This is a genomic window from Xanthomonas euvesicatoria (genome assembly GCF_013112235.1).
In the GTDB taxonomy this organism is placed as follows: domain Bacteria; phylum Pseudomonadota; class Gammaproteobacteria; order Xanthomonadales; family Xanthomonadaceae; genus Xanthomonas; species Xanthomonas euvesicatoria.
Genome location: NZ_JABFFS010000001.1, coordinates 1,815,500 through 1,828,158 on the forward strand (window position 1 = coordinate 1,815,500; position 12,659 = coordinate 1,828,158).

General features: G+C 62.1%; 11 protein-coding genes and 3 pseudogenes. 9 read left to right on the top strand and 5 right to left on the bottom strand.

All coding sequences use genetic code 11. The features are described from left to right. Positions 1 to 273: 273 nt before the first annotated feature. Positions 274 to 477: pseudogene (locus HLH45_RS21760) on the top strand (XVIPCD domain-containing protein); the annotation flags it as partial. A gap of 646 nt (positions 478 to 1,123) precedes the next feature. Further along, positions 1,124 to 1,780: a XopAF/AvrXv3 family type III secretion system effector gene (gene xopAF, locus HLH45_RS21765; protein WP_008577605.1), complete on the top strand. Its 657-nt coding sequence runs from the start codon at positions 1,124 to 1,126 to the stop codon at positions 1,778 to 1,780. Between the two features lie 484 nt (positions 1,781 to 2,264). On the opposite strand, the pseudogene HLH45_RS07735 reads toward xopAF, so the two are convergent. Further along, a pseudogene (locus tag HLH45_RS07735) lies at positions 2,265 to 2,423 on the bottom strand (oxidoreductase); the annotation flags it as partial. A gap of 366 nt (positions 2,424 to 2,789) precedes the next feature. On the opposite strand from HLH45_RS07735, the gene HLH45_RS07745 reads away from it, so the two are divergent. After that, positions 2,790 to 3,557 (top strand): DJ-1/PfpI family protein, encoded by a 768-nt coding sequence (locus tag HLH45_RS07745; RefSeq protein ID WP_031420893.1) that lies wholly within the window; start codon positions 2,790 to 2,792, stop codon positions 3,555 to 3,557. A gap of 164 nt (positions 3,558 to 3,721) precedes the next feature. Then, on the top strand, positions 3,722 to 4,135 hold the full coding sequence (locus tag HLH45_RS07750; RefSeq protein ID WP_008577597.1) for a hypothetical protein: 414 nt from the start codon (positions 3,722 to 3,724) through the stop codon (positions 4,133 to 4,135). A 58-nt stretch (positions 4,136 to 4,193) separates the two neighbouring features. Here the strand turns inward: HLH45_RS07750 and HLH45_RS07755 are convergent, their stop codons facing one another. Next, entirely contained in the window at positions 4,194 to 4,538 is a 345-nt protein-coding gene (locus HLH45_RS07755; protein ID WP_033479349.1) for a hypothetical protein, read from the bottom strand. Between the two features lie 42 nt (positions 4,539 to 4,580). Beyond that, positions 4,581 to 5,690, bottom strand: a pseudogene (locus HLH45_RS07760) (hypothetical protein); the annotation flags it as partial. 302 nt (positions 5,691 to 5,992) lie between these two features. Between HLH45_RS07760 and HLH45_RS07765 the strand changes: the two are divergent. Next, positions 5,993 to 6,304, top strand: coding sequence for a hypothetical protein (locus HLH45_RS07765; protein ID WP_008577593.1), 312 nt, complete (start codon positions 5,993 to 5,995; stop codon positions 6,302 to 6,304). A gap of 428 nt (positions 6,305 to 6,732) precedes the next feature. Further along, a complete protein-coding gene (locus HLH45_RS07770; protein ID WP_031420895.1) occupies positions 6,733 to 7,320 on the top strand; it encodes a hypothetical protein in 588 nt (195 codons plus the stop codon). Between the two features lie 337 nt (positions 7,321 to 7,657). On the opposite strand, the gene HLH45_RS07775 is transcribed toward HLH45_RS07770, so the two are convergent. After that, positions 7,658 to 9,244: an SDR family NAD(P)-dependent oxidoreductase gene (locus tag HLH45_RS07775; protein ID WP_033479339.1), complete on the bottom strand. Its 1,587-nt coding sequence runs from the start codon at positions 9,242 to 9,244 to the stop codon at positions 7,658 to 7,660. A 360-nt stretch (positions 9,245 to 9,604) separates the two neighbouring features. Between HLH45_RS07775 and HLH45_RS07780 the strand changes: the two genes are divergently transcribed. The 3 genes from HLH45_RS07780 (at position 9,605) to HLH45_RS07790 (ending at position 11,989) form a co-directional block, all read left to right on the top strand. Continuing rightward, a complete protein-coding gene (locus tag HLH45_RS07780; RefSeq protein ID WP_014089266.1) occupies positions 9,605 to 10,384 on the top strand; it encodes an SPFH domain-containing protein in 780 nt (259 codons plus the stop codon). A gap of 162 nt (positions 10,385 to 10,546) precedes the next feature. Further along, positions 10,547 to 11,521 (top strand): glutathione S-transferase family protein, encoded by a 975-nt coding sequence (locus tag HLH45_RS07785; protein WP_008577584.1) that lies wholly within the window; start codon positions 10,547 to 10,549, stop codon positions 11,519 to 11,521. A gap of 72 nt (positions 11,522 to 11,593) precedes the next feature. Then, positions 11,594 to 11,989 (top strand): VOC family protein, encoded by a 396-nt coding sequence (locus tag HLH45_RS07790; protein WP_008577582.1) that lies wholly within the window; start codon positions 11,594 to 11,596, stop codon positions 11,987 to 11,989. Positions 11,990 to 12,121: 132 nt separating this feature from the next. Here the strand turns inward: HLH45_RS07790 and HLH45_RS07795 are convergent, their stop codons facing one another. Continuing rightward, positions 12,122 to 12,583 (bottom strand): membrane protein, encoded by a 462-nt coding sequence (locus HLH45_RS07795; protein ID WP_008577580.1) that lies wholly within the window; start codon positions 12,581 to 12,583, stop codon positions 12,122 to 12,124. Positions 12,584 to 12,659: the final 76 nt, after the last annotated feature.

Below are 12,659 nucleotides of genomic sequence, written 5' to 3' on the forward strand. Positions count from 1 at the left end.
GGAGATGGACAAGCGTTACTACCAGCAATCCGAAGACTACATGGAAGACCCGCGAGCGGGCGTCTATCGGTTGATGCCCAGACACGGAGTGGTGGCATCGAGCCAAGGCCAATTGTGGACGATGGCACCATCCGCATTGGCGAATCGTCTGACATCGTGCGGCATGTGCAGCGCACATAGAATGCTGAGGGATTCCGAGGCGCAGATAACCAGCCGCTTCAGGAGGATGGCGTGTACCGTCTGTCGATGCAGCCGGCTGTCATCAACTACCAGCAAGTCTTCATTGTCCAAGGTGCCATCAACGACCCGGCACACCAGCGCGCACACATGCCGACCGTGGAAGCCGTGCAGACGCCAGAGATCCAGTCATTTGATCGCCTGCAGGCAATCAACCAGACCCAGGCGCGCGAACAACAGCAGGCGCTGGAGCAATCGCAGCAACCCGTCAGCCAAACCGGTCCATCAATGACGCGCTGAACGTCATGCCACGCGGCGACTTCTGGTCGTGGGCTTGCATCGCTTCCGTCGGGTTGGGAGATCGCACTTGGGTGACTGCCACTGCAGCCTTGCACGCGTCGGTTGCCGCCACGCTGGCCGATGCCGGACAGATGGATCGCCGACGACGCACTTACTCCTTGGGTTTCGATCGATACGCTGCTTAAACGGCAGGGAAGTAATTAAGCGAGCGACTCATGCAAGCCCGTGCGACGCTGTGCAATAGCGTGCCTGCTTCGCTTCCGTCACGATAATTTCTTCTTGAATGCGAGATGTTGGCGACGTCGCGTCAGCTGCGTCCGGACCTTTCCGTACCTGATGCGCGTCATCCAGCAGGGTGGGGATCGTTGTGGATCTTCTTGGCTGATGATCACCGGCATCACCAAAATGCCACGCACGATCTGGGTCACCGGGTAGGTTTGAAGGTGTGCTGGGCAGACCAAGTACATGTCGTCTGCGTGGGTGTCCTAGGGTAAGAGATTCGGGTGGTTCGATTGTCTCATCTGTTTTAACTCGCTCGTTTAATCTGCGGCGTTTTTCGGATTATTGCAGATAAGTTCGCGGCCACGTCCACTGGCGAGTGCGTATTTTGTAAGAATTTCTCTGTGGATCGATAGAGGTAATTTCCATGACAAGTAGTATCAATCGTTACTCATATAACCCAACTAATTTCCCTCAGTTTGAGCAACTGTCTGCCAGCCAGAACCAGGCCGAGCGAAGCCATCCTAGCGCTCCGCTCAAGGATCGCAGTCATGAAGAAGCGTTTCCCGTGCGCCTGGCATCTACACGGATAAAGAGATCCTCCGGAGCAGGTCGGGAGTTCGCATTGAGCCGAAATAAGCCGATCAAGGGCGTTGGCTACTCGACCCAGCCTGCTGTAACAGCTTCAACCGGGACCTCTAAGCCTGGGGTTCTCTGCATGACTGACGGGATGGACCTTTGCGTTGGGGTTGCGGTCGGGGGAGAAAAACCCTCCCAGAATGCAGGCAAGGCGCGGGTGTTCCATGTTATGCCCGAAAATCGCAGAGCGCAGTGGGAAATTAAAAGCTATATTGAGAGTCTTCGTTCGCAGGGGTATGCCGCTAAAGCAGCAATCCATGGAGGCGATAGTAGCTCTCGCTCAAGCGTCTCAAAGATTCAAGCCATTGAGGCAACCCTTGGGGCGATGGACGTACCGATTGAATTTAGCAGCACCGGTGCTGGTGCCAATAATGGCAACGGCCCGCTGGGCGCCGTCGTAGAAGAAAACGGAACTGTAAGGTTCGTAACAAATCTCGTTAAGTAGTCATCTGGCGGATTAGCTCCACGTGCACGGGCTAGTCCGCCATTCCAGAACTCTGTCTACTTATTGATCAACGGCGCGGCTTGCCGGGCCGATATGCTTTTGCTTCAGTGTCAGCGTGGACCACTGCGACCGTTCGCCCACATCCGATCAAGCGAATTTCGGCATCTGGGGATCAGCCATTGGCATGGCAGTTTTTGTCTAGGAATCGTATGTGTCACTGGCGCCACATTTGCGGGTAACGGTGCGCAAATTCCGTCTTCGTTAGAATCGATTCCTGGGAAATCAAGAAATTCGGCTGGTAGGGGTTAACGAGATGTTGCATTGCGTCCTGCTGCCCAGCTACAGCAGATCCCAGCCGACACATGTGCACGCATAGGGCGGGGACTCTGAGTATGCTTACAGCGCTGAGTGCGCCCGGTTGGCCTTCAAACCCTCAAGCGCTGCTAAAAAATGACATGCCAGCGCGTAAATGGATTGACGCCCACTACGCTTGCGACGTAGGGCGAATCACCAGGCTGCCGACCTCGACATCCTCTGGCTGATCGATCGCATCGGCGATGGCGTGCGCGATGGCCTTGGCAGGCAGGCCGCTTGCCTCGGACTGCGCCTGCAGGGTTTGCCGCAGCGTTGGGTCGCTCACGGTCGGTTACCAGTCGCCGAGCGCGTTCGGCCATGCATTCAAGCGCATGTTCGGGGCGGCACCCAGGCGCTTGGTGAGGCCGGGCGAGAGATAGCGCAGCAGCAGCCGGTTGTGGCGATCATCCGGAGCCTTGTTTGCCTGTCCTGCGGCGCTGCCTGGAGAGGCGACCGTTGAAGTGGGCCTTGCGCGTCTCAACGCATGAGCGTGGAGCATGCCTGGCGGCCGCCACGCTGATGCGGGGCGTCCTCACACCGCACTGCGCAGCGGTGCATACAGTGGCCTGCGCACCACCGCAATCGCTCGCGCTGCAGTGCGGGCTCATCCATGCGCGACGCCAACACACTGTTGGTCTCATACAGAGGAACTGCCATGTCTATCGAACGGGAGCAGACCCATGCCAACCATTCGCGCCGTCTGGTGCTACGCACCGCACTGCTGGGCAGCGCTGCGATGATCTGCGCCGGCGCAACGGCCAACGATGCGCGTCCGGCAAGCGCGCGGCGCGACAAGGTGGCCTCAGCTACAGCGCAACTGACGCTAGGCATGTTGGTGTTCGAGGGCTTCCAACTGCTGGATGTGTTCGGGCCGCTGGATATGTTCGGCAATCTGGAAGGCAAGGTGAGGATCGTGATGCTCGGCGAACGTGTCGGCGCAGTCGCCAGTAGCGCCGGCCCAACGGTTGCGGTGGAATGCGCGCTGGATTCGGCGCCTCCAGTCGACATCCTGATGGTGCCGGGCGGCATGGGCACGCGCCGCGAGGTGGACAACGCCGCGTTGGTTGCTGGCATTGCGCGCCTGGCGCACACGGCCCCGCATGTGACCAGCATCTGTACTGGCGCCGCATTGCTTGCGCGCGCCGGCCTGCTGGATGGGCGGCGCGCCACCACCAACAAGCGCGCCTTCGCCTGGGTGACGTCGCAGGGTCCGAAGGCGGAGTGGGTGAAGCGTGCGCGCTGGGTGGAGGATGGACATCTATTCACATCCTCAGGCGTGTCCGCTGGAACGGACATGGCGCTGGCGCTCATTGCGAAGATCTTCGGCCACGACGCTGCCAAGGAAGTCGCCAGCATCGCGGAGTACGTCTGGAACGAGGATGCCGGCGACGACCCGTTTGCCACCGCCCTCGCTGCCGGCTAAATGGTGGGTGCGCTGAGACTGTCTTGTTGATCCGGCTCAGCGGCAAGATGCTACCGGAGCCGCAATGCACCAGGTGGGGCCAGGCTGCGCGCTGATGAAGCGCCGTGCAGCGCTTGATCCTGGTTCCACCTGTCTACCAGCCCGCAGCAAGGAGTCGCGCCCCCATGCCATTGGCCATCTTCCGTCGTTACCTTTCGTTCGCAGCCGCCGTTGCCGTTGCCACGCTTGCAGGATGCGGCATGACCAAGCCCCCGATTTCAAAAAAGCAGTTTTCGCAGAATGTTGCGGCACTGCTTGCAGGTAAGGAATCGGCTGTTGTCGAAGCCGGGAAACTGACCGATTTTGCCTGGAGTCGGCTGTGCTTCGAGCGCGAGGACAGCTTGTTGCTCACGTTCGATCAGGGCGGTGAGACATCCGTACTGCCGTTGCCTTACGAAGAGTTCTTCGTTGAGGAAGCCCATGTAGCCAATTCGCTGGAAAATAGCTGCATCACGCCGGCCGACCGCATCCTGGTCAAGAGAAAATATTCGGGCGATCACGGGCGTATCGAGTTTCAAAAGGCGACGCAGGAGGGCTGAGCCATGGCCGAGGTCACCGATTCGAACGGTGCCAGCGCGGCCATGGCGGCGACCATGTTCAGACGGATTCACATGCGCGCAGGTGATTGAGCAGGAGGACGTGCTGCACTGGCGGCATCGGCATATCGCGCTGCCCGTGGTCCCATTGCTGCAGGAATGGGGTCAGATACGCGCGATGCCAGGCATTCAGACGCGTACGCGCGGCATGGCGTGCGCGCACGCGCTCAACCACCGCTGCCGCAGCGACGTCGTCCCCATGTTCCAGATGGTGGAACACAAACGCCAGTAATGTGCTGTCGGGACTGGCAAGCAGCACATCCTGGGCGATTGCCCCGGTGCTGTGGCCTTCCTCCATCGTGCGCATGACCATCTCGAGGTCGCGATCGAAGAATGGCCCGGACAACTGCTGCGCGATCACATCGAAGTAGTACGCGTCCAGGGCAGGGAGGGCAGCGGCCAGACGGTCGAAGGCGTTGCCCAGCTGCGCATCGCTGTGAGCCGGGTCCAGTCTTAAGCCGCCATACGTGCCGATGTCCTTGGGGTTGAGCGCATGCTTGCCAAGCAGCGGTGCGGCGCGATCGTATATGTGCAGGTCGTGCAGTTGGGTGGTTGCCGAACGTCGCTGCCAGTCCAGCAGCCGGGCGTGCTGCAGGCCTGCCTGGACAATCAACTCCCCACACGTCGCGTCGTGGGTGGCCCACAGGCACTGGCGGCTGCCGTCGCGGTCGCGGGTCCAACACCATGGATGCTCAGGTGGCGCGGCAACCGGCGACCAACCTGCCTGCTGCAGCGCGGCGCTCAGGCGCTGCTCCACCAGCATCGGGATCAGTTCCTGCACGCGTGCGAGCTGGCGCCGGGTCCTGTTGCGTGCGGCCAGCAAGGCAGTGGGCGTGCGCTTGGGCTGCAAGAAGAAGCGCAAGCCGGCGTTTTGCTCGATCTCGCCAGGCTCCTGGCTCTCGCTGAGGTGAGGCAGCGCGAGATCTTCCGATACGCCGCGCCGGCGCTTGAGTCCACGCCGCGCGGCGATGCCACGGATCGCCTGCAGGTCGTCGCAGGCGACAAGACCGTCCAGCGACGACGCCAGGCCGTCCTCGGCGGTGAATGTGGCGTCGAGCCAGCCGTTGACCAGCAGGCCATAGAGGTCGGTGAATAACTCGCCATCGTCGGCCTGATCGGCAAGCGTCAGCACGTCACGGAACAAGGCGGAGACCGGCATGGCGTGGCCGGTTCCCGTTTGCTGGTAGAGCACGGATGCGTTTTCGTCCAGGTGTAGATAGCCCGTGCCACGATCGCTCTCCAGCCAGCACGATGTCTCGGCAGCCCTCGCTTGGGCGCGCAGCGCCGCATCGTCGATGACCTCCACCGGCGTGCGCACCAGCACGCCGTGGCGCAGCAGCACCTCATGCATGCGCAGCCAGGTCAGGCCGGTGTCGTAGCGTGCCTGCAGGTGAAGCAAGGCGTGGATGAGCGCGGCCTGGTGCGCGGCGTTTTGCGTACTGCGATCGACCAGGTAGATGGCGCGTTCGATCACGTCCTCGATCGCGTGCTGTGACATGGGCAACGTCCTTGCTGGGGCAGTGACAATACGCACCATCGTAGCGGCTCCCGACAACCGATGAACGACTTCGCCGGCCTGAAGCGTTTTGCGAGTGCTTAAGTCCTTCTCTGGCGCTCATGTGACTCGTCACTGGCCCGGTGCAATGCCGCTGACAACAGGCATTGGTTTCACCTGCTGGAAATCGCGTCTTCAACGGTGTGTCGTGATGGCGTGAAGGGTGCGTGGTTGCGTGCTGTTGAACGCATCCGGGGCCTCCTGGATCACAGTGCGGCGACGGCCCAGCGCCGATCATTGCCTGCATGAATATCGGGAACCAGATCACGGCGCGCACCGTGACCGTCACCTCGGGCGACACCGGGCGCGCGCACAGTAAAGTCAGGGTGGAATTGTCGGCGCGCCCTGATCCGCGGTGGCAATCGTGCTTTCACTTCGTCGTGCAGGGCCGCGATGGCTTCTACATGGAAGGCCGCCCCATCTTCGACCAGTCAAACTTCGAAGCTGTCGTGCCAGCCGGGCAGGTAGATGCCTTTCGGCACGAATTGCCGGAGGTTTTGGCCTTGACCAACACGCTTGCGCGCGCGCAAGCCATCAAGGATGCAGATCGGCGATAGCGCAGAGCCCGGGACGATTGCAGCGTGAGTCGGCCATGCACCGCGCGGCAAAAACTGCACAAGGCGCGGGTTCATCTGCTCTGCCACTGGAAGGAAGCTTCTTCCTTCTTGCGTAGATGCCAATGCAGGCGCGCCTTGCTGTTCGGAACACCTCTGTCCCCGCTTTACATCGTCAGATGCCGCTCAACAGCGAGGGCTGTCTGGAGATGGTGCGAACATGGCCGGTTTCTGTGTCGAAGGATGCAGAGCCTTGCGGCCATATCGCGGGCAAAAGCGCATCGCTCGGCCAGGCAGATGTGATGCCTTCGGTGATATGTGCCTCACTTTGGGCGTGGCACTTGCACCGGAGTTCTAGACTTCACGCAACCTGCCGTTAATCCACGCTCACCAGAAGGTTCGATGGAACTGTGGAGGCTGTGTTGAACGTGATGATTCGATTGCTCGTTGTGTCCTTGGCGGCTGCGTGTGTCGCCCCCGTACTGGCTGCCGAACAAGCGCCTGCGCGGATCGATGGCACGGGTGCGCGCATCCGGATGTTTGGTCAGAACGGCGTGGGAATCGTGTTGTACAAGGACGCTGTGTGTACCGCCACGTATGGCGAGAAGGTGCGTGCGTCCGGTTCGTTGGGGAGCGCGTTCGGCTCGCTGATGGGATCGGTGAAGAACCAGGCGATCGGCATCCCGGAGACCCAGAACACGCGCAACCTGCACGAGCGCAAGATGATCGGTTCCAAGCCGTTCTACAAGGAATATGCGATCGAAGCTGGCAAGCCGGTGGTGGTGGAAGCCGGTGCCAGTTCGCCGGCGCATTGGACCAGCACGCCGGGCTTCAAAAGCGGTTGGACATGCGGGCCGTTGCTGGCGTCCACCTTTGTTCCGGAGGCGGGTGCCGATTACGAGGTTGCGTTGGACCTGGACTTTCGCAACTCGGTCTGCACCTTGGCGGTCAAACGGGTTGCCGTTGATGGACAGGTAACTCCTGTCGATGTGGCGCCCGTCTCCAAAGACTGCAAATAATCTCTAGCGTTGCATCAGCTCAGGATGTGGCCAGCGATGATGCAGGCCAATGACGAGACGTTGGCCTACGTGATTGCAGCACGCGGGCAAAAAAGCAGGAATGGCATCCCTGACGACAGACGTGGCTAGATGGAAGACGAGTCGTTGATGCTGTCTGCCGCCTCTGCAAGGATGTGCTGACGATATGGTCGACACGTTTCTTGCACGCACTTGCAGTCTGTGTCACTGCGCATCGCGCCAATAGCGCCGGATGCCGACAGCGTCAATCGAACACCGTTTTTGCTGGTGGTGAGGAATACGCGTGCCGGTATGGATCGCCAGGCCCCGTCATCGCGCCTCACCAATCGGTCGGCGCGTAATCCTTCAAGAACTGGCCCCACACATGTTCGCCGGTGTTGAAGCCGTGGATGATCGGGTCGACGATACGCGCGGCGCCGTCGACGATATCCAGCGGTGGGTGGAAGCGTTCCTGCTGCACCTTGAGCGCGGCGATCTCTGCCGGGTCTTCGTCGGTGACCCAGCCGGTGTCCACACTGTTCATATGGATGCCGTCGTTCTGGTAATCAGCCGCCGAGGTGCGCGTCATCATGTTCAACGCGGCCTTGGCCATGTTGGTGTGCGGGTGGCGCGTGGTCTTGAAGTTGCGATAGAACTGGCCTTCCATCGCCGAGACGTTGACGATGTGCTTGTCGCGTTCGGGCGTGCGCAGCATCAACGGCTTGAGACGCGCATTGATGATGAAGGGCGCGATGGCGTTGACCAGCTGCGTTTCCAACAGCTCCACCGACGGCACTTCGGCCATCAGCAGGCGCCAGGAATTGCGGCCGCGCAGATCGACCTGCTGCAGGTCCTGATCCAGTCGCCCATCAGGAAACAGATGCTGCTGGCCTACCAGCTCGTCGTCCAGCAACGCGATCTGCGAGAGTTCGGCGGCACGGGTGAGGCCGTCGGCGCTGTCGAGCCCACGGCCATGCACCGCGGGTAACGCGGTGGCCGAGGCATCGCGGAGCAACTCCGGGGTGCGCAGGCCTTCGTAATGACCGACAAGATTCCGCACGGTCTCCGGCAGTTCGTGCAATGCGGCGGTTTCGCCGGCCATCATGTGGGCGTAGAACTGCGGCGGGCGACGCACGGTCTGGCAGGCGTTGTTGATGATGAAGTCCAGCCGCTCGCGCGTGGCCAGCAGTTCATTGCAGAACGCTTCCACGCTGGGGGTATGGCGCAGGTCCAAGCCGAACACCTGCAGGCGATGACCCCACTGCGCGAAGTCCGGTTCCTGCGCATAGCGCGCGGCCGAATCGCGCGGGAAGCGCGTGGTGACAATCAACTCTGCCCCGGCGCGCAGCAACTTCAACCCCGCCTGGTAGCCGATCTTGACGCGCCCGCCGGTCAGCAGGGCGACGCGCCCGCGCAGGTCGGCGGTTTCGGTGCGCTTGAAGAAATTCAACTCCGCACAGGTGGGGCACATCTGGTCGTAGAAATGATGCAGCTCGGTGAACTTCTGCTTGCAGACATAGCAATGGCGCAGCTCGGGCGAATGCGTGGGCTCCGCCGCGGCAGTGGCGTTTTCGCCGTTGTGGGCATCGTGCAGGCCGGCGGCATGCGGCGGGAAATAGTTTGGCGTGCTGAATACCGGTTTGCGTCGTAGTGCGCGGATACCGCGTTGTTCCAGCAGCGCTTCGGCCTTGCGCACCTTTTCCTGATGGCGCTCGCGCTCGCGCTGCTTGAGCAACTGCCGCCGCGCCTTCGGCTCGGGGTGATAGACCTTGGCAACCACTTGATGCAGCCGCACGCGGTCGGCTTCGGGCAGGGTGTCCAGTACGCTGCGGTCGGCGTCGATGGCCTCCAGCACGTCCAGGGCCGCGCGCAGGCGGTCGGTCAGGGGCAGCTCGTCGTTGGGCACGGGTGGGACGTTGGTGTTCAAGGCAGATCCGGAATGGGCGGCTGGCAACGCAGGCACGATGGCCGGCAGCCAGCAGGCGAAGACGATGACAGGAGCAGGCGGGCAGGGCGCCGCTGCGCTTGGCCGCTGGCCGGGATGTCGGCAGGCGGACATTTTCGCCGATTGTGGGTGGCTGGCGCCAATACGGGCGGCTGAGCGGGTCAGCCAGTCTGTTGCCGCGCGCTCGGCTGGCGGCCTTGGGCGCTCCATGAGCGACGAGCTGTCGGTGAACGTCCCCCAGCTGCGGGCAGGATGCGACTGGCCGGATGTTTGGGTAATCTTCCGCCACACCGGCGCGAATTGGCGCCCGGGGCATTCAAGGGGACATCGATGAAGACTTCCATGCTGGCCATCGGGCTGGCCGGCTTGCTGTGTGCGTGCACCGTTGTGTCGCCCGATCCGGGGCAGCAGGCCGTGTTGGTGGATAAGCCCTTGTTCTTCGGCAAGGGCGGCATCCGCCTGGACGATGTGCGCGATCCCGGGCGCACTTACACCTGGCTGACCACGTCGGCCAGCTATGTGGATGTGACGCCGCAAACCGTGCAGGTGGCATTCGACGATTTTTCCTCCAGCGACAACATCCTGTTGGACTTCTCCACCCAGATCCAATACAGGATTACTGCGCCGGCGCTGCTGTTGTCCAGGTTTGGGCAGGATTGGTTCAAGAACAACGTGGCCAGCCAGTACGCGTCCATCGTGCGCGACCAGGTCAAGCGCTACGACATGACTAAGATGATGAGCGACCCGGACACCGCCAGAAAGATCGACGATTCGGTGACGCAAAACGTCAGTGCCTTGGTCAAGGAGCAAGGCCTGCCGATCCAGATCCAGAACATCACCTTGGGCCGCGCACGTCCGAATCCGGATGTGTTGCAACAGATGAATCTGACTGCCGCGCAGCAACAGCGGGTCAAGACCCTGGTGGAGGCGACCACCGCAGAACGGCAGCGCGAGCAGGAGCAAGAGGCCAAGGCCGACGCCGACAACGCGTACCGCAACCGCATGGGGCTGACGCCGGAGCAGTACCTGGCCAGCCAGATCGCCGAGCTCAATGCCGAGGCCTGCAAGAAAGCGCAGGCGTGCTACATGGTGCCATCGGGAACGGCGGTGATTGCAAGATAGGTGCGTCTTGCCGGCCGCCAGGCGCACGCACCGGGCGATGCGCCTGCCTACATTCTTCCACGGTGATCGCGTGCCACGCTCGCGCACCATCGCGCTGCTCACGCAGCCTGCAACATCGCTGGGCTACGGTCGCCAGTGAGCGTCGCGGCGGGAGAAAGCACGATGGGTCTGTTGGTCGATGGGAAATGGCAGGACAGGTGGTATGACACCAGCAAGAGCGAGGGACGGTTCGAGCGCTCGCAGTCGCAGTTTCGCAATTGGGTCACGCGCGATGGCAGCGCCGGGCCGCATGGCCAGGGCGGGTTCCAGGCGGCTTCGGGGCGTTATCACCTGTATGTGTCGCTCGCCTGCCCATGGGCGCACCGCACGCTGATCTTCCGGCGCCTGAAAGGGCTGGAGTCGATGATCGACGTGTCCATCGTGCACTGGCTGATGCGCGAAAACGGCTGGACCTTCGCCGATGGGCCAGGCGTGGTCGGCGACACCGAGAATCACGCGCGATATCTGTACGAGGTGTACCTCAAGGCCGACCCGCATTACTCGGGCCGGGTCACGGTGCCGGTGTTGTGGGACCGCGAGCGCAAGACCGTGGTCAGCAACGAGTCGGCAGACATCATCCGCATGTTCAATAGCGCCTTCGACGCGATTGGCGCTGCAGACGGTGATTTTTATCCGGAGCCGCTGCGCGCGCAGATCGATGCGGTGAACGCGCGTGTCTATGACACCGTCAACAACGGGGTCTACAAGGCGGGCTTTGCGACCACCCAGGCGGCCTATGACGAAGCGGTGGTGCCGTTGTTCGAAAGCCTGGACTGGCTGGAGGCGCGCCTGGGCGCACAACGCTATCTCTGCGGCGACCGGCTCACCGAAGCCGACTGGCGCCTGTTCACCACACTGGTGCGGTTCGATGCGGTGTACGTGGGGCACTTCAAATGCAATCTCCGGCGCATTGCCGACTACCCGCAGCTGTCTGGATTCCTGCGCGAGCTCTACCAGATGCCGGGGATTGCCGACACCGTGAACTTCCAGCACATCAAGGGGCATTACTACCAGAGCCACGACACCATCAACCCCACCGGTATCGTCCCGATGGGGCCGCTACTGGATCTGGATGCGCCTCATGGGCGTGGCGGCTGATTCGCATGGTCGCCATGGCACGGCGGGTAAGGTGGCGTATGCTGCGCACCCGCGCGATCAACAGGCGACGTCATGCTCAATCATGTCATGGTAGGAACGAACGATATCGCGCGTGCGCGAGCGTTCTACGATGCAGTGCTAGGAGGTGTCTTCGGTGCGCCTGCGTCGTTCGTCAATCAGGCAGCAAGCGGGCACACGCGCCTGTTCTACCGGCATGCAGGCAGCACTTTTTGTGTGAGCGAGCCGATCAACGACGAAGCCGCCAGCCCGGGTAACGGTGCAACGGTTGGCTTCAAGTGCGACTCGCCGGAACAAGTGCAGCACTTTCATGACAGCGCGGTCGCTGCCGGCGGCATTTCCATCGAAAGACCGCCCGGTTTGCGTGAGAGCAGCATGGGGCCGACGTGGTTGGCGTACGTGCGCGACCCTGATGGAAACAAGCTGTGTGCGATCTATCGCCCGGCGTGAGCAAGGTCTGTTACGCGGTCTGTCACAGGCATAATTTGCTGAGTTGATAGCGGCGACGGAGCGCTATGCGAGCACGGCCTGCACAACCCGTGGCAGGCCTTCAAGCATCATGCATGGATCCGTGGAGATGCGTTATCGCTTGGCCGCATCGCGCATGATCAGCGTCGCCGCGCCTACCGTGATCGCGTCTTCGACCACGCCGGTGCTGGTTTGGCCGTAACGCTCGATCGCGCGCATGCGTGCATTGAAGGTGAGATAGGCGGCGGCAACGGCCGTCGTCGCACCGAGCAGCGCGGCGATGCCGCGTTGTTCGCGCGGCGCCAATGCAGTGCCGACGATCACACCGGTGGCGATGCGCGCAATCATGCCGGGCAGCACGATGCGGTCGGGCGCGGTCTTCATCTTGTCGCCGGCCAGCTCGCCGCCAGCCAATGCCAACATGCCGGCCGATGCCAGTGGGTTGGCGAGCATTGCCGGCGCACCATTGTCGGCAGGCAGCTTGCCGGTGCGTGCAGCATTGGCGACGGCCGCCAGCGGCGTCATCGACCGCATGCCGGCGACGACGCCCATCAGGATGGAGTGGATCAAAGCCATGTGCACCTCTGCATGTGCTCGACCATCGCAGGCGGAATGCCTGCGCGTGGCACGCTGTCATCGATCTGCGCAGACT

Coding starts and splice junctions, on each gene's coding strand:
- xopAF (WP_008577605.1), top strand. CDS start 1,124: ATGACAAGTAGTATCAATCGTTACTCATATAACCCAACTAATTTCCCT.
- HLH45_RS07745 (WP_031420893.1), top strand. CDS start 2,790: ATGTCTATCGAACGGGAGCAGACCCATGCCAACCATTCGCGCCGTCTG.
- HLH45_RS07750 (WP_008577597.1), top strand. CDS start 3,722: ATGCCATTGGCCATCTTCCGTCGTTACCTTTCGTTCGCAGCCGCCGTT.
- HLH45_RS07765 (WP_008577593.1), top strand. CDS start 5,993: ATGAATATCGGGAACCAGATCACGGCGCGCACCGTGACCGTCACCTCG.
- HLH45_RS07770 (WP_031420895.1), top strand. CDS start 6,733: ATGATTCGATTGCTCGTTGTGTCCTTGGCGGCTGCGTGTGTCGCCCCC.
- HLH45_RS07780 (WP_014089266.1), top strand. CDS start 9,605: ATGCTGGCCATCGGGCTGGCCGGCTTGCTGTGTGCGTGCACCGTTGTG.
- HLH45_RS07785 (WP_008577584.1), top strand. CDS start 10,547: ATGGGTCTGTTGGTCGATGGGAAATGGCAGGACAGGTGGTATGACACC.
- HLH45_RS07790 (WP_008577582.1), top strand. CDS start 11,594: ATGCTCAATCATGTCATGGTAGGAACGAACGATATCGCGCGTGCGCGA.
- HLH45_RS07795 (WP_008577580.1), bottom strand. CDS start 12,583: ATGGCTTTGATCCACTCCATCCTGATGGGCGTCGTCGCCGGCATGCGG.